The organism is Acidovorax sp. NPDC077693, assembly GCF_044542805.1.
GTDB lineage: Bacteria > Pseudomonadota > Gammaproteobacteria > Burkholderiales > Burkholderiaceae_C > Acidovorax.
The window spans coordinates 56,774-73,756 of sequence record NZ_JBITVD010000018.1 but is presented as its reverse complement, the minus strand read 5'-3'; the positions used below and the strand labels follow the sequence as shown (position 1 = coordinate 73,756).

Annotated in this window: 10 protein-coding genes and 1 pseudogene; 8 read left to right on the top strand and 3 right to left on the bottom strand. The window is 68.8% G+C overall.

The window, feature by feature from the left end:
• Positions 1–31 precede the first annotated feature (31 nt).
• The gene (locus ACIGHN_RS22650) at positions 32–1,819 is read left to right on the top strand and encodes a methyl-accepting chemotaxis protein (protein ID WP_396506226.1); all 1,788 of its coding nucleotides are present in this window, start codon (positions 32–34) and stop codon (positions 1,817–1,819) included.
• Between the two features lie 53 nt (positions 1,820–1,872).
• Here ACIGHN_RS22650 and ACIGHN_RS22645 read toward each other — a convergent pair whose 3' ends face one another.
• On the bottom strand, positions 1,873–2,331 hold the full coding sequence (locus ACIGHN_RS22645) for a RidA family protein (protein ID WP_056173733.1): 459 nt from the start codon (positions 2,329–2,331) through the stop codon (positions 1,873–1,875).
• 232 nt (positions 2,332–2,563) lie between these two features.
• Between ACIGHN_RS22645 and ACIGHN_RS22640 the strand changes: the two are divergent.
• The 3 genes and pseudogenes from ACIGHN_RS22640 (at position 2,564) to ACIGHN_RS22630 (ending at position 7,699) form a co-directional block, all read left to right on the top strand.
• Positions 2,564–5,093: pseudogene (locus tag ACIGHN_RS22640) on the top strand (DNA internalization-related competence protein ComEC/Rec2).
• A gap of 91 nt (positions 5,094–5,184) precedes the next feature.
• Positions 5,185–6,738 carry a circularly permuted type 2 ATP-grasp protein gene (locus ACIGHN_RS22635; protein ID WP_396506224.1) on the top strand — a complete coding sequence of 518 codons (1,554 nt, stop codon included), beginning with the start codon at positions 5,185–5,187 and terminating at the stop codon, positions 6,736–6,738.
• Between the two features lies 1 nt (position 6,739).
• Positions 6,740–7,699: an alpha-E domain-containing protein gene (locus ACIGHN_RS22630; protein ID WP_056411801.1), complete on the top strand. Its 960-nt coding sequence runs from the start codon at positions 6,740–6,742 to the stop codon at positions 7,697–7,699.
• A gap of 72 nt (positions 7,700–7,771) precedes the next feature.
• Here ACIGHN_RS22630 and ACIGHN_RS22625 read toward each other — a convergent pair whose 3' ends face one another.
• Both ACIGHN_RS22625 and ACIGHN_RS22620 read right to left on the bottom strand, forming a co-directional pair.
• Entirely contained in the window at positions 7,772–8,086 is a 315-nt protein-coding gene (locus ACIGHN_RS22625) for a VF530 family DNA-binding protein (RefSeq protein ID WP_082486162.1), read from the bottom strand.
• Between the two features lie 155 nt (positions 8,087–8,241).
• Positions 8,242–9,159: a LysR family transcriptional regulator gene (locus ACIGHN_RS22620; RefSeq protein ID WP_056411800.1), complete on the bottom strand. Its 918-nt coding sequence runs from the start codon at positions 9,157–9,159 to the stop codon at positions 8,242–8,244.
• A 189-nt stretch (positions 9,160–9,348) separates the two neighbouring features.
• On the opposite strand from ACIGHN_RS22620, the gene ACIGHN_RS22615 reads away from it, so the two are divergent.
• From ACIGHN_RS22615 to ACIGHN_RS22600, 4 genes are all read left to right on the top strand, one after another.
• The gene (locus ACIGHN_RS22615) at positions 9,349–10,233 is read left to right on the top strand and encodes an alpha/beta hydrolase (RefSeq protein WP_082486161.1); all 885 of its coding nucleotides are present in this window, start codon (positions 9,349–9,351) and stop codon (positions 10,231–10,233) included.
• Positions 10,234–10,712: 479 nt separating this feature from the next.
• Positions 10,713–11,966: an efflux RND transporter periplasmic adaptor subunit gene (locus ACIGHN_RS22610; protein WP_396506221.1), complete on the top strand. Its 1,254-nt coding sequence runs from the start codon at positions 10,713–10,715 to the stop codon at positions 11,964–11,966.
• Positions 11,967–12,000: 34 nt separating this feature from the next.
• Complete coding sequence (locus tag ACIGHN_RS22605; RefSeq protein ID WP_396506219.1) at positions 12,001–15,234, top strand: efflux RND transporter permease subunit; 3,234 nt, start codon at positions 12,001–12,003, stop codon at positions 15,232–15,234.
• 76 nt (positions 15,235–15,310) lie between these two features.
• Complete coding sequence (locus ACIGHN_RS22600; RefSeq protein ID WP_396506217.1) at positions 15,311–16,834, top strand: efflux transporter outer membrane subunit; 1,524 nt, start codon at positions 15,311–15,313, stop codon at positions 16,832–16,834.
• Positions 16,835–16,983 lie beyond the last annotated feature (149 nt).

Sequence of the window (16,983 nt, the reverse complement as noted above, 5' to 3'; positions counted from 1 at the left end):
CCTGAAGTAACCCACAACTTGAGGAGACATGATGTTCCAACGCATCCGAATAGCCCAGAAGCTGTGGCTCGCCGTCCTCTTCATCGTGGTCATGCTGGCCGGTGTGGTGGGCTTTTCCGCCTATCGGTCGGCCAAGGTACAGGCCGAAGCCGACGAGGTGTCCCGCGAGATGCAGGCCCGTGTCGGGGCCGCCATCCGCTGGGCTGGGCTCACCGAAACCAATGCGGCACGCACCCAGGCGCTCATCGTCAGCAGCGATCCGGCGGTCGAGGCCGAATTCAAGGACGCGATCACCGCCACGTCGGCCCAGATCACCGAAGTGCAGAAGTCGCTCGAGGCCATGACACTGTCGGATGCAGACAAGGCGCAGATGGCGAAGATCGCCGATGCACGCAAGGCCATGATCGACTTGCGCGGCAAGGCGCGCCAGCTCAAGGCCGACGGCAAGGCCGAGGACGCGGTCACGCTGGTCAAGCAAAGCTACAACCCGGCCGTGACGACCTACCTGACGGCGCTGCGCGACTTTGTGGACCTGCAGCAAAAGACCGCTCAAACGCGCCTGGCCGACATGGCCGAGTCGCGCATGCTCACCGTCAAGATCGCGGCCGTCGCAGTGGCGGCCTTGCTGGCGGCCATCGTCGCCGGTGCGTACTACCTGATTGGCAGCATCCAGCGTCCGCTGGCGCAGGCCAACGACCTGGCGGCCAAGATCGCTGCGGGCGACCTGAGCGAGCAGGCAGCGGTCACGCGCGGTGACGAGTTCGGGGACCTGCTGCGTTCGCAGTATGCGATGAGCGATTCGCTCGGACGCATGGTGCACCAGGTGCGCCAGAGCACGGACAGCATTGCCATCGCCAGCGCAGAAATCGCCACCGGCAACCATGACCTGTCGGCGCGCACCGAACAGACATCGAGCAACCTGCAGGAAACCGCGGCAGCGATGGAGGAGTTCACCAGCACCATCGCGCAGAGCGCGGCCAGTGCCCGCCAGGCCAGTACCCTGGCCGCCAGCGCCACGGGCGTGGCCGAGCGCGGCGGCTCGGTGGTGACGCAGGTGGTGTCCACCATGGAGGACATCAACCAGAGCAGTCGCAAGATTTCGGACATCATCGGCACCATCGACGGCATCGCTTTTCAGACCAACATCCTGGCGCTCAACGCCGCGGTGGAGGCCGCGCGTGCCGGCGAGCAGGGCCGCGGCTTTGCGGTGGTGGCCAGCGAGGTGCGCAGCCTCGCGCAGCGCAGCGCCGAAGCCGCCAAGGAGATCAAGGTGCTGATCAGCGCCTCGGTGGAGAAGGTGGAGACCGGCACCCGCCTGGTGGCCGACGCAGGCAGCACCATGACCGACATCGTTCGCTCGGTGCAAAGCGTGACCGACATGATCGGCGAGATCACCTCGGCGTCTTCCGAGCAGAGCGCAGGCATCACGCAGGTGAACCAATCCGTGGGCAATCTCGACCAGATGACCCAGCAGAATGCGGCACTGGTGGAGGAAAGTGCGGCAGCGGCCCAGAGCCTGCGTGAGCAGGCGGAACACCTGGCGCAGGTGGTCTCGGTGTTCAAGGTCAATGGAGCGGCTTACGGCGGTGCGGTGGAGCCGATGCGGGCAGCGCATACGCCGGCTGCTAAGCCAGTCGCAAGGCCTGCCGCATCCCAACCCATGGCGGTGGCCAAGACCGCCGCGCCGCGCATCACGCAGGGTGCGCAGGCCACCGGCAAGCCCGCTGCCAAGGCGCCTGCAAAGACGCCTGCAAAGACGGCGCCGGCCCGCTCACCCGCCCTGGCCCAGGGCGCCGAGGAGGACTGGGAGTCCTTCTGAAGGCGGGGTTCCAGGGCTCCCGGGGCTCTTGAACTCCGAGGCCTCGGCAGTCATCAGGCCAATTCAGCGATCAGCTCGATCTCGACGCAGGCACCCATCGGGATCTGCGCCACGCCGAACGCGCTGCGTGCGTGCACGCCCTTGTCGCCAAACACCTGGCCCAGCAGTTCGCTGGCGCCATTGGTCACCAGGTGCTGCTCGGTGAAGTCGCCGGTGGAGTTCACCAGGCTCATGAGCTTGACGATGCGCTTGACCCGGTTCAGGTCGCCGCCGCAGGCGGCCTGCAGCGTGCCCATGAGGTCGATGGCCACTGCGCGTGCGGCCGTTTTGCCTTCTTCGGTGCCGATGTCGCGGCCGAACTGCGCAGCCCAGGGCTTGCCGTCCTTGCGGGCGATGTGGCCCGACAGGAACACCAGATTGCCGGTCTGCACGAACGGCACGTAGGCTGCGGCGGGCACCGACACCGGTGGCAGGGTGATGTTGAGTTCTGTCAGCTTGTCGTAAACGCTCATGGTGGTTCCTTGATGATCAAAGGGGTGGACGTCGGGGCGTGCGTGCGAGCGCAGGTGCATGCGCTTGCGTGGCGTTGCGGCCGGCAGACAGCGCCCGGGTGGCCGCGAGTGTTACACAGCCGACTGCGCTTGCCACCGGCGCGGCGCGCTGCCTGCGCATTAGCATCAGCCCATGCCCCACATAAGCGCTTCTAATGCCGTTCCGGCCCGGCCGTCACCCCGGGCCGGCGGCATGGCGCAAGACGGTGGCGTGGGGGCACAGCAGGCCGCACGGCCCACCGCACAGGCTGCACGCCCACCCCGGCCCTGGCTGGTGCCCGCCCTGCTGCTGGGCGCCGTGGCGGGCGCTGCGCTGCAACTGCAGCAACCTGCGCTGTGGCGCGCCACCGCGTACGCCGTCCTGCTGGTGGCTGCGTGTGTTCTTGCGCTGGCAGCATGGGCTGTGGGCCGCACAAGGGCCGCGGACCTTGGGTGGATGCCCATCGCCGCCATGGCACTGGCCGCTGCGGCCGGTGGGCTCGCCCTGTTCGGCAGCAGCGGCCTGCGGTCTGCCGACTACCTGGGCCAGGCGCTGTCGCCGCAGCTGGAAGGGCGCGACATCCGCGTCACCGGCATGGTGGCCGCCATGCCCCAAAGCAATGAGGCAGGCACCCGCCTGCGCCTGGATGTGGAGACCGCGCTGCTGCAGGGCGCGCCCGTGCCGTTGCCGCCGCGCATCGAGGTCGCGTGGTACGGCGGCGCGTTTCGCGATGCGGCGGGCGTGGCCGACCTGCAGCGCCCGCCGCCCGCCCTGCGTGCCGGCGAGCGCTGGGACCTGACCGTGCGGATGAAAGCGCCGCACGGCCTGCGCAACCCCCACGGGTTTGACTACGAACTCTGGATGTGGGAGCAGGGCGTGCAGGCCACCGGCTATGTGCGCGCCGGTCCCAAGGACGAGGCGCCGGTGCTGCTCGGTTCGACCTGGCAGCACCCCGTGGAGCGCGCACGGCAGGCGGTGCGCGACGCCATCATCGAGCGGCTGGTGCACGATGGGCACAGCGACGACCCGACCCGTGCCCGCATCGCCGGGGTGGTGGCGGCACTGGTGACAGGCGATCAGCGCGCCATCGACCGCGCCGACTGGGACGTGTTCCGCGCCACAGGCGTGGCGCACCTGATGAGCATCTCGGGGCTTCACATCACGCTCTTCGCGTGGCTGGCGGCATTGGCCGTGCGTGCGCTGTGGCGCCGTTCCACCCGGCTGTGCCTGCGGGCCCCGGCGCAGTCGGTGGCGCTGGCTGCTGGCGGCTGGCTACGCGCTGTTCAGCGGCTGGGGCGTGCCGGCCCAGCGCACGGTGATCATGCTGGCGGCCATCGCGCTGCTGCAGCTCAGCGGCCGGCGGTGGCCGTGGCCGCAGGTGTGGCTCCTGGCCTGCGCCGCCGTGGTGGTGGCCGACCCGTGGGCGCTGGCGCAGGCGGGCTTCTGGCTGAGCTTCGTGGCGGTCGGTGTGCTGTTTGCTACTAATTCGATAGCTGGTGGCGCTCATGGATCGAGCGGTGGAGGGCATTTTCGTTCGTTGTTGCGCGAGCAATGGGTGGTGACGCTGGCCCTCACACCGCTGGGCGTGCTGCTGTTCGGCCAGGTGTCGCTGGTCGGCTTTGCGGCCAATCTGGTGGCCATCCCCTGGGTCACGCTGGTGGTCACCCCGCTGGCGCTGGGCGGCGTGCTGTGGGCGCCGCTGTGGAGCCTGGCGGCGCTGGCCTTGCAGCCGCTGGCCGTCTTGCTGCAATGGCTGGCGCAGTGGCCCTGGGCGGTGGTCTTTCTGCCTGTGGCGCCTCTCTGGGCGGGCGTGGCGGCCGTGGCGGGCGGCGCGCTGCTGGCCACCCGGTTGCCCTGGCGGCTGCGGTTGCTGGCGCTGCCTTTGCTGTGGCCGCTGCTGGCGTGGCAGCCGGCGCGGCCCGCGGCGGGCCAGTTCGAGCTGTTGGCGGCAGACATCGGCCAGGGCAATGCGGTGCTGGTGCGCACGGCCACGCACACGCTGCTGTACGACGCGGGCCCGCGCTTCAGCCGTGAGAGCGATGCGGGCCACCGCGTGCTGGTGCCCCTGCTGCGCGCGCTGGGCGAGCGGGTGGACGTGCTCATGCTCAGCCACCGCGACATCGACCACACAGGTGGCGCACCGGCCGTGCTGGCGCAGCAGCCGCAGGCCGAGCTCACCGGCTCCATCGAAGCCGACAACGCGCTGCAGGCGCTGCGCCCGGTCAAGCCCTGCCTGCAGGGCCAGCAGTGGAGCTGGGATGGCGTGGCCTTCGAGGTGCTGCACCCGCAAGACGGCGATGCCGCGCAGGCCCGCCGCCCCAATGCACTGAGCTGCGTGCTGCGTGTCACGGCGGCGGGGCAGGGGGCAAGGCCAGACCCGCCGGTCGCCCTGCTCGTCGGCGACATCGAGGCGCCGCAGGAGCAGGCGCTGCTGGCGCGCGGCGCCCCGGTGCGGGCGGACGTGCTGCTGGTGCCGCACCATGGCAGCAAGACGTCGTCCACCGCCGCGTTTCTGGAGGCGGTCCAGCCTCGCACCGCTTTGGTGCAGGCCGGCTACCGCAACCGTTTCGGCCACCCGGCGCCCGATGTGTTCGAGCGCTACCGCGCGCGAGGCATCCGCGTGGTGGAGTCCGCCCGGTGCGGCGCCGCCACCTGGTCATCGGCGCGGCCGGACGAAGTCGGCTGCGAACGCGACGGTGCCAGGCATTACTGGCAGCACGATATGGCGCCGCGACCCGGTTGAGCGGACTTTTTGCAAGCGCAGGCCGCGCCAAGGGGCCACCAGGCCGGAGGTGGGCTCACAACTTGCTATCCTGCGTGCAGGAGGCCCGTTCATGCAGAAATTTGATGAGATGTACGCCATGCTGCCGTTTGAGGGCAGCGATGTGCGGGAACACTACAAGCGCTATGCGCAGTGGTTGAGCAAACAGCCCCCTGACGTGATGCAGGCCCGCCGGGCCGAGGCAGAGATGATCTTTCGCCGCGTGGGCATCACCTTCGCCGTCTACGGCGCCAAGGACGAGGGCGGCGCCGGCAACGAGCGTCTGATCCCGTTCGACCTGATCCCGCGGATCATCCCGGCGCACGAGTGGAGCCGCATGCAGCTGGGGCTGGTGCAGCGGGTCACCGCGCTCAACCGGTTCATCCACGACGTGTACCACGGCCAGGACATCATCCGCGCCGGCATCGTGCCCCAGGACCTCATCGTCAACAACGCCCAGTACCGGCCCGAGATGGCCGGGCTGCACGTGCCGCAGAACATCTACGCGCACATCGCCGGCATCGACATCGTGCGCGCCCCCAACGCGCAGGGCGAGGGCGAGTACTACGTGCTCGAAGACAACCTGCGCGTGCCCAGCGGCGTGAGCTACATGCTCGAAAACCGCAAGATGATGATGCGGCTCTTTCCCGAGCTGTTCAGCCTGCACAAGGTCGCGCCGGTGGCGCACTACCCCGACATGCTGCTCGAGACCCTGCGCGCCAGCGCGCCCGCGGCGGCCGACGAGCCGACGGTGGTGGTGCTCACGCCCGGCATGCACAACAGCGCGTACTTCGAACACGCCTTCCTGGCGCAGCAGATGGGCGTGGAGCTGGTCGAAGGGCAGGACCTGGTGGTCAAGGACAAGTTCGTCTACATGCGCACCACGCGCGGCCTGCAGCGGGTGGACGTGATCTACCGCCGCGTGGACGACGACTTCCTCGACCCGCAGGTGTTCCGCCGCAACTCCACGCTGGGCTGCTACGGCCTGATGGAGGCGTACCGCGCCGGCAACGTGGGCATCTGCAACGCAGTGGGCACCGGCGTGGCCGACGACAAGTCCGTCTACCCCTACGTGCCCGAGATGATCCGCTTCTACCTGGGCGAGGAACCCATCCTCAAGAACGTGCCCACCTGGATGTGCCGCAAGCAGGACGACCTGCAGCACGTGCTGGCCAACCTGAAGGACCTCGTGGTCAAGGAAGTGCACGGCGCCGGCGGCTACGGCATGCTCATCGGCCCCGCGGCCACGCAGGCCGAGATCGAGGACTTTCGCCGCGCGCTGCTGGCCAACCCGGCCGGCTACATCGCGCAGCCCACGCTCAGCCTGTCGAGCTGCCCGACCTATGTGGACGCCGGCATCGCGCCGCGCCATATCGACCTGCGCCCCTTCGTGCTCAGCGGCCGCGAGGTGCAGATGGCCGCGGGCGGCCTCACGCGCGTGGCGCTGAAGGAGGGGTCTCTGGTCGTCAATTCATCCCAGGGCGGCGGCACCAAGGACACCTGGGTGCTGGGCGAACACGCCGCCGCAGCAGCGCCGCGGCCGGAGACCCAGTCGCAATCGCAGTCGCAGTCGCAATCGCAGTCGCAGTCGATGGATGGGATGACACAAACACAGGGAGGATTTTGAGATGCTGAGCCGCACTGCCGATCACCTGTTCTGGATGTCTCGATACACCGAGCGGGCGGAGAACACCGCCCGGATGCTCAATGTGAGCTACGAGACCTCGCTCCTGCCCCAGTCTGCCGACGTGGTGCAGGAGGGTTGGGAAGGCCTGCTGTCCATCAGCGAGCTGATTCCCGCCTACACCGCCAAACATGGCAAAGTCACGCCCCACAACGTGCTGGAATTCATGGTGCGCGATGGCGAGAACCCGTCGTCCATCCTGTCGTGCCTGCGCGCTGCGCGCGAAAACGCGCGGGCCGTGCGCGGGGCGCTCACCACCGAGGTGTGGGAGACGCAGAACCAGACCTGGCTGGAGCTGCACCGCGTGCTGGAAAGCGGCGCCTTCGAGCGTGAGCCCGGCCAGTTCTTCGAGTGGGTGAAATACCGCTCGCACCTGTCGCGCGGCGTGACGCTGGGCACCATGCTGCAGGACGAGGCCTTTCACTTCCTGCGGCTGGGCACCTTCCTCGAGCGCGCCGACAACACGGCGCGGCTGCTGGACGTGAAGTTCCACGCGGTGGAAAACGACTTCTTCGGCCGCGCAAGCGAGCGCAACCAGGAGGCCGACTTCTACCACTGGAGCTCCATCCTGCGCAGCGTCTCGGCGTTCGAGGTGTACCGCAAGGTCTACCGCGACGTGATCACCCCGGGCCGTGTGGCCGACCTGCTGGTGCTGCGCCGCGACATGCCCAGGTCCCTGCACGCCTGCATGCGCGAGGTGGTGGACAACCTCAGCGTGGTGGCCAACCAGCAGTCGGCCGAAACCCAGCGCCGCGCGGGCCGCCTGCTGGCCGACCTGCAGTACGGGCGCATCGACGAGATCCTGTCGACGGGCCTGCATGCGTTCCTCACGCAGTTCCTCGACCGGGTCAACGACCTGGGCGGGGGCATCAGCCGCGACTTCCTGGTGGCGGCGGGCGACTGACGGTCGAGGCAGGCCAGGGGAGGGGCTGGCCGCCGTGGCTTTGCCGGCGCGGCAGGCCGGCAACCCTCCGGCTCAGCCCTCGTTGTTGCGCTTTTGATCCCGCAGCATGAAGAGGTACAGGCTTTCGACCTTTTCGCGCGCCCAGGGCGTCTTGCGCAGGAACTTGAGGCTCGATCCCACGCTGGGGTCGCTCTGGAAGCAGCGGATGGGAATGCGCTGGCCCAGTTCATCCCAGCCAAAATAGTCCGCCAGGGCCACCACCATGGCCTCCAGCGTCACGCCGTGCAGCGGGTTGCGGGGCTGGACGGGCTTGGCAACCGGGGCGGGGGCTTCGTCGGGTGCCGGGGTTCCCGGCGTGGCGGGCGGTGGGGTCTCAGAAATGCTCATCCCCTGAAGCATACAGACCGCAGATGCCCGCAGCGCCTGGGAGCGGGCTGGTGGCCTGCCATCGCGGCATGGGAGCCGGCGGGCCCGCTGGCCGGTGGAGCCCCTTCAGGCGCCGGGTAATGCGGCACCCAGCCCGCAGGCCGGCGCAGGCGGGTCTACCCCTTGCGCTGCATCTGGGCTTCGCGCTGGAACAGCTCGGCCGCCCAGTCGACAAAGGCGCGCACCTTGGCGCTCAAATGGCGGTTGGGCGGGTACACCACATACACCGGCAGCAGGGGCTGCGTCCACTCGGGCAGCACTTGCACCAGCGTGCCGCCCTGCAGGTGGCTCTCGGCCTGAAAGCTCGTGATCTGCCCGATGCCCAGCCCCGCCACCAGCGACGTCACATACGCATTGGCTTCGTTCACGCTCAGCTGGTAGGGGCCGGAGATGTCGATGGACTCGGCGTCCTTGCGGAACTCCAGCGGGTAGTGCCGCCCCGAGTGCGGCGAGAAGTACAGCAGGCTGGTGTGCTTTTCCTCGATCTCCAGCGGGTGCGCGGGCGTGCCCTTGCGCGCCAGGTAGTCGGGCGATGCCACGGTGATGAATTCGAGGTTGCCGATGCGCCGCGCCACCAGCGACTGGTCGCTCAGCTCGCCGCCGCGGATCACGCAGTCCACGTTGTCGCCGATCAGGTCCACGATGCGGTCGCTCACCCCCAGGTCGAGCTGGATGTCCGGGTAGCGCTCATGGAACTCCGCCAGGTGCGGGATCAGCAGCAACTGCGCCACCGACGTCCCCACGTCGATGCGCAAGCGCCCGCGCGGATTGGCGCGCGCGTTGGTCATGCTGGCCTCGATGTCGTCCAGGTCGGTCAGCAGGCGCACCGTGCGGTCGTAGTAGGCGGCGCCGTCGGGCGTCACCGTCACGCGGCGGGTGGTGCGGTTGAGCAGTTTCACGCGCAGGCGCTCCTCCAGCGCCTGTACATGCTTGGTGACCGTGGCCTTGGGCAGCGAAAGCGAATCCGCTGCCCGGGTGAACGTGCCGGCCTCCACCACCCGCACGAATATGCGCATGGCCTGTATCTGGTCCATGGCTTCTCCTTGAAATCTGAAACTGCAATCCGGACTGCAGCACCCACCAGTGGGTGCTGAGGAATTCTCACACGCAAGCCGCCGTTTGATTGTTGAGCTTTTGGAAACAGTGCAGTGGTGTTTGGCCTGTTTATCCCGTGGGCCTGAACCACTACATTTATCCCATCCTCCATTCCCTGGGTACATGCCATGCAGCCCGACAGACCGTCTTCGCCATCCTCTACATCGCAGCCGACCGCCGCACCTGCCAAGGTGTCCAAGGCGGCGTCCGTGTGCACCGATTCCACCATTGAGGTGGCGGCGGGGCAGGACGTGGCCGTGCGCATGTATGGCCGCAAGAAAACGGGCAAGGTGTCTCCGGTGGTGGTGCATTTTCACGGCGGCGCATTCACCTCGGGCGACCTGGACAATGGCTGCACCGTGGCGTCGCTGCTGGAGAGCGTGGGCGCTGTGGTGGTGTCGGTCGCCTACCCGCTCACCCCGTTCCCCCAGCCGGTGGACACCGGCTACAGCGTCCTCAAGTGGGTGCACCGCAACCGGACCAAGCTGGGCGGGCAGGGCTCGCTGGTGTACCTGGCCGGTGAAGAGGCGGGCGGCAACCTGGCCGCAGCCGTGAGCCTGATGGCGCGCGACCAGTCGCACCCGCCGCTGGCCGGACAGATCCTGCTGTCGCCCATGCTGGACCCCTGCGTGGGCACGGCGTCGCTGCGCGAAGCCACGGGCGACGCCACCGGCTGCAAGTGGTCCGAGGGGTGGCGCAATTTCCTGAGCTGCCCGCGCGATGCGGACCACCCCTACGCCGTGCCCGGTGCAGCGCGCCGCCTGGCGGGCCTGCCGCCCACGCTGGTGCTGGTGGGCGACACCGACCCCATGCACGATGAGGCGGTGGCTTATGCCGCCCGGCTGGAAGCTGCCGGGCTCCAGGTCACCTGCCATGTGTTTGCCAAGGCCGCGCAGTGGCCCGATGCCCTGCTGCAAACGCAGACAGGCCCGCACGAATGCCCCTGTGCCGCTGGTGCGCAGGAGCAGTTCCGCCAGTTCTTCGAGGCCACCCGATGTCCGGTGCCTTCCTGACCGCACCCCCCGGCTGCAAAAAGGTGTTGACCTCAACGTAAGTTGAGGTCCGATACTGCAGTCTCTCTACCGACCCCCTGGTTTTCAACGCTGATTTTTCCGGCACGCCGTGCCGGAGGGAACAGCTTTGCCCGCGCATTTCTGCACGCCGTGCCCGTGAGGGGCTGGACGGCGCGCGGAGCTACTGACGTCAACGATACGGAGGAAATAACAACGTGAACAACACAACGCACTTTTCAACGGCTGCCTGCAGCCACCCCGCCGGTCACAGAACGCTGCGCCGCAGCGTCTTGTGACACAGGCGGGCCGACGCCCCGGGCGTGCCGGCCGGGGCCTTGACCTTTCCACCGTGTCATTGCCGAGACTGCCCGTCCATCCCGCCGTGACCTTTGCCTCTTGCGCGTCTGCACCGCGTGGCGCAGACAACAACTTCCCTGGCGCGCCTGCAACGCCCGCCTCAACGATTGATTGAAACGACCATGACCACCAACCCGCTCTCCAAGAACCGCCCCCTGGGCCTGGCCACCATCGCCACCGCCGTCACCGCTGCCGTGGCTGCATTGGTCCTCGTCTTCCAGGCGCCCACGGCCCAGGCCAACGGCGAAGGCGCCACGCCGCCCGCCATGCCGGTGTCGGTCGCTGCCGTGGTGCAAAAGGACATCTCGCTGTGGGATGAATTCTCCGGCCGCCTCGAGGCCGTGCAGCGTGTGGACGTGCGACCGCGCGTCTCGGGCGCCGTGCAGGCCGTGCACTTCCGCGAAGGCTCGCTGGTCAAGCAGGGTGACCTGCTCGTCACCGTGGACCCCGCGCCGTATGCGGCCGAAGTCGACCGCGCCGAAGCCCAGGTGGTCGCCGCCCAGGCCCGCGTGTCCTACACCCGCAGCGAGATGGAGCGTGCCACGCGCCTGCTCGAAGAACGCGCCATTGCCCAGCGTGAGCACGACGAGCGCCTGAACGCCCAGAGGGAGGCCGACGCCAACCTGCGCGCCGCCCAGGCCGCGCTGCAGACCGCCAAGCTGAACCTTGGCTACACCCAGGTGCGTGCACCCGTGGCGGGCCGCGTAGGCCGCATCGAAGTCACCGTGGGCAACCTGGTGGCTGCCGGTGCCGGCGCGCCGGTGCTGACCACGCTGGTGTCGGTGAGCCCCATCTACGCCAGCTTCGACACCGACGAGCAGATCGTGGTGAAGGCGCTGGCCGACCTGCAAAGCAGCCAACGGGGCCACAGCGCGCGCCAACTCATCGAGCGCATTCCTGTGCAGATGGGCACTGGCACCGCGGGCAGCACGCCGCACACCGGCCGCCTGCAGCTCATCGACAACCAGGTGGACGCCAAGAGCGGCACGGTGCGCGTGCGTGCCGTGTTCGACAACGAAGACGGCGCACTCATCCCCGGCCAGTTCGCCCGCATCCGCATGGGCCAGGCGCGCGACACCCAGGCCCTGCTGATCAACGAGCGTGCCGTAGGCACCGACCAGAACAAGAAGTTCGTGATGGTGGTGGGCGAAGGCAACAAGGCGGAGTACCGCGAAGTCACGCTGGGCGCGCCCATCGACGGCCTGCGCGTGGTCACGTCGGGCCTGAAGGCGGGCGAGAACATCGTCGTCAACGGCCTGCAGCGCGTGCGCCCCGGTGCCGTGGTGGCGCCCCAGTCCGTCCCCATGACCGCCAAGGCCGAGATTGCGGGTGATCGCAAGGAAGCCAAGAACAACACCAAGTCGCCTGCCGCGTGAGCACGGGCCAGAGCGACACCAGGAATTTGCATCCATGAATCTATCCCGCTTCTTCATCGACCGCCCCATCTTCGCCGGGGTGCTGTCGGTGCTCATCTTCCTCGGGGGGCTCATCGCATTGCGCGGTCTGCCCATCTCCGAATACCCTGAAGTCGCGCCGCCCTCCGTGGTGGTGCGCGCACAGTACCCGGGCGCCAACCCCAAGGTGATCGCCGAGACCGTGGCCACGCCGCTGGAGGAATCCATCAACGGCGTGGAAGGCATGCTCTACATGGGCAGCCAGGCCACCACCGACGGCGTCATGACGCTGACCGTGACCTTTGCCCTGGGCACCGACCCCGACAAGGCCCAGCAGCTGGTGCAAAACCGCGTGTCGCAGGCCGAGCCGCGCCTGCCCGAGGAAGTGCGCCGCCTGGGCGTCACCACCGTCAAGAGCGCGCCGGACCTGACCATGGTGGTCCACCTGGTCTCGCCCAACAACCGCTACGACATCGACTACCTGCGCAACTACGCGGTGCTCAATGTGAAGGACCGTCTCGCCCGCATCGGCGGTGTGGGCCAGGTGCAGATCTTCGGCGGCGGCGACTACTCCATGCGTGTGTGGCTCGACCCGCAAAAGGTCGCGCAGCGCGGCCTGTCGGCCAGCGACGTGGTGACCGCCATCCGCGGCCAGAACGTGCAGGCCGCCGCCGGCGTGGTGGGCGCATCGCCCGGCCTGCCCGGCGTGGACCTGCAACTGTCCATCAACGCCCAGGGCCGCCTGCAGACCGAAGAAGAGTTCGGCGACATCATCGTCAAGACCGGTGCCGACGGCGCGGTGACGCGCCTGCGCGACATCGCCCGCCTGGAGCTGGGCGCAGCCGACTACTCGCTGCGATCGCTGCTCAACAACGACCCGGCCGTGGGCATGGGCGTGTTCCAGGCGCCGGGCTCCAACGCGCTGGACATCTCGTCCAACGTGCGCAAGACCATGGACGAGATCCAGAAGAACATGCCCGAAGGCGTGGAGTACCGCATTGCGTACGACCCCACGCAGTTCGTGCGGGCGTCGATCCAGTCGGTCATCCACACGCTGCTCGAAGCCATCGCCCTCGTGGTGCTGGTGGTGATCCTGTTCCTGCAGACCTGGCGCGCATCCATCATCCCGCTGCTGGCTGTGCCGGTGTCGGTAGTGGGCACGTTCGCGGTGCTGCACCTGCTGGGTTTCTCGATCAACGCGCTCTCCCTGTTCGGCCTGGTGCTGGCCATCGGCATCGTGGTGGACGACGCCATCGTGGTGGTGGAGAACGTCGAGCGCAACATCGAGGCGGGCCTGACCCCGCGCGAGGCCACCTACCGCGCCATGCGGGAAGTGTCCGGCCCCATCATCGCCATCGCCCTGGTGCTGGTGGCGGTGTTCGTACCGCTGGCTTTCATCAGCGGGCTCACGGGGCAGTTCTACAAGCAGTTCGCGGTCACGATTGCGATCTCCACGGTGATCTCGGCGATCAACTCGCTGACGCTGTCGCCCGCGCTCAGCGCGCTGCTGCTCAAGGGCCACAACGAGCCCAAGGACGCGCTCACGCGCGGCATGGACAAGGTGTTCGGCGGCCTGTTCCGCGGCTTCAACCGCCTGTTCCACCGCGGCTCCGAGGCCTACAGCGGCGGCGTCAAGCGCGTCATCGGCCGCAAGGCACTGATGTTCGTGATCTACCTTGCGCTGGTGGGTGCCACGGTGGGCCTGTTCAAGATCGTGCCCGGCGGCTTCGTGCCCGCGCAGGACAAGCAGTACCTGATCGGCTTTGCCCAGCTGCCTGACGGCGCCACGCTGGACCGCACCGAGAACGTGATCCGCCGCATGGGCGAGATCATGAAGGAGAACCCGAACGTCGAAGACGCGATCGCCTTCCCCGGCCTGTCGATCAACGGCTTCACCAACAGCTCCAACTCGGGCATCGTGTTCGCCACGCTCAAGCCCTTTGCCGAGCGCACCCGCGCCGACCAGAGCGGCGGCGCCGTGGCAGGCCAGCTGAACCAGTCGTTCGGCAGCATCCAGGATGCGTTCATCGCCATGTTCCCGCCACCTCCCGTGGCGGGCCTGGGCACCACCGGCGGTTTCAAGCTGCAGATCGAAGACCGCGCGTCGCTGGGCTTCCAGGCCATGGACAGCGCCGTGAAGGCCTTCATGGCCAAGGCCTACCAGACGCCCGAGCTGGCCGGCCTGTTCACCAGCTGGCAGGTCAACGTGCCGCAGCTGTACGCCAACATCGACCGCACCAAGGCGCGCCAGCTGGGTGTGCCGGTGACGGACATCTTCGACACGCTGCAGATCTACCTGGGCAGCCTGTACGCCAACGACTTCAACCAGTTTGGCCGCACCTACAGCGTGCGTGTGCAGGCCGATGCGGCCTACCGCGCGCGGGCTGAAGACGTGGGCCTGCTCAAGGTGCGCTCTGCCACCGGCGAGATGGTGCCCCTGTCGGCGCTGATGAAGATGGAGCCGAGCTTCGGCCCCGAGCGTGCCATGCGCTACAACGGCTACCTGGCCGCGGACATCAACGGCGGCCCTGCACCCGGCTACTCGTCGGGCCAGGCCCAGGCCGCCATCGAGCGCATTGCCGCAGAGACGCTGCCCCAGGGCATCACCTTCGAGTGGACCGAGCTCACCTACCAGGAAATCCTGGCCGGCAACTCCGCCGTGCTGGTGTTCCCGCTGGCCATCCTGCTGGTGTTCCTGGTGCTGGCCGCGCAGTACGAAAGCCTGACGCTGCCCATTGCCATCATCCTGATCGTGCCCATGGGCATCCTGGCGGCCATGACCGGGGTGTGGCTGAGCAAGGGCGACAACAACGTGTTCACGCAGATCGGGCTCATCGTGCTGGTGGGTCTGTCGGCCAAGAACGCCATCCTGATCGTGGAGTTTGCGCGCGAGCTGGAGTTTGCCGGGCGCACCCCCGTGCAGGCCGCCATCGAGGCCAGCCGCCTGCGGCTGCGCCCCATCCTGATGACCTCGCTGGCCTTCGTGATGGGTGTGCTGCCCCTGGTGCTCTCCAGCGGTGCCGGCGCCGAGATGCGCAGCGCCATGGGCGTGGCCGTGTTCTCCGGAATGATCGGGGTGACGGCCTTCGGCCTGTTCCTCACGCCCGTCTTCTACGTGCTGCTGCGCAAGCTGGCCGGCAACCGCCCGCTGGTGGAGCACGGCACGCACGTGGCGCCCATCTCGCACAACCCGCACGGCGGCGGCAGCGCCCACCCCGTGCTGGCAGCGCCCCGCCAAGAGCACGAGTGATGGGCTCCCTGGCCATTTTCAATACCACCGCCCGCGCCGCGCTGCCCCTGGCAGCAGGGCGGGCAGGAGACCGACCATGATGGATTTTTTGTCGAACAAGAACGCTGATGCCGCCAACGCGGTGACGGCGCCAGCGCCAGCGCCAGCGCCTTCGCGCAGGCTCAGCCTGCTGGCCCCCCTGGCCGCAGCCCTGGTGCTGGCCGGGTGCATGACCCAGCCCGTGGCACCCGCACCCCATGCCGGCGTGGCCGTGCCCGAGAGCTTCAGCGCCGGCGGCGCAGCCCTGCCCGTCGCACCCTGGACCGTGGCCCCACCCGCCGAGGCGCAGCCCCGCGGCGAATGGTGGCTGGGCTTTCAGGACCCCGTGCTGGCCGACCTGGTGCAGCGCGCAGGCACGGCCAACACCAGCATCCAGCAGGCGGCCGCGCGGCTGGCCGAAGCGCGCTCGCTGCTGCGCTCGGCCGACGCAGCACGGTCCGTGCAGATCGGCGCGTCGGCGGGCGTGTCGCGCCAGGCCGGTGCCAGCAGCACGGGCAGCTCATCGCCGTCCACGCTGGGCACGGCAGGCCTCAACGCATCGTATGAACTGGACCTGTTCGGCCGCCTGTCGCAGACCAGCGATGCCGCGCGCCTGGATGCCGATGCCCGCGACGCCCTGCTGCAGAGCACGCGCCTCCTGGTGCAGGCCGATGTGGCGCAGACGTACCTGCAACTGCGCTCGGTGCAGGCCGAGCAGATCCTGGTGAACGAGAGCCTGGCTGCCTACCAGGACACGCTGCGCCTCACGCAGCGCCGCCTGCAGGCCGGCGATGTGGCCGAGCTGGACGTGGCCCGCGTGCAGACCGAGGTGTCTTCCACCGAGTCCGAGTCGCTGGCACTGCAGCGCCAGCAAGCCTTGCTGACCAACGCGCTGGCCGTGCTGGTGGGCGATGTGGCCAGCGGCTTCACGCTGCCGGCGGCGGCCACCGATGCCGCCTTGCCCGTCATCCCGCCCGGTGTGCCCGGCACCGTGCTGGCGCGGCGCCCCGACGTGTCGGCCGCGCAGTCCGCCGTGCTGGCCGCGCAGGCCCGCGTGGGCGTGGCGCAGACCGCGTGGTTCCCGGCGGTCACGCTCACCGGCAATGCGGGGCATGCATCGCCCGAGCTCGGTGACCTGTTCAAGTGGTCGGCCCGCGCGTGGGGCGTGAGTGCGCTGCTGTCGCTGCCCATCTTCGACGGCGGCCAGCGCGATGCGCAGGTGCAGGGCGCCAAGGCCCGCCTGGAGGCCGCGCTGGCGGACCACCGCGGCCAGGTGCTCAACGCCTTCCGTGACGTGGAAGACCAGCTCAGCTCGCTGCGCCTGCTGTCGGGCCAGGCCGAGGCGCAGGCCCGCGCAGTGACGGCCGCACGCCGTGCGACGCAGCTGTCCGACGCGCGCTACCGCAACGGCCTGGTGAGCCAGCTGGAGCTGCTGGACGCGCGCCGCAGCGAACTGCGCAACCGCCGCCAGGAGCTGCAGGTGCGCACCGCACAGTACGTGGCCACGGTGGGCCTGATCCGCGCGCTGGGTGGGGGCTGGGGTGACGACGCGCAGGCCAGGTTGGCCGCGGTGTCCCGGTAGTCTCTGCAGCTGTGCCTGGCCAATAGCCAGCCCCGCAGGGCGGGGTTCCCGCGCTCCTTCTGCGGGGCGCCGCGCTGGCGCCTATAGTGTCTGGTTTCGCGCGCGGCAAGGCCCCCGGGGCCGGTCCAGCGCTTTCCGTCCCACCGTTT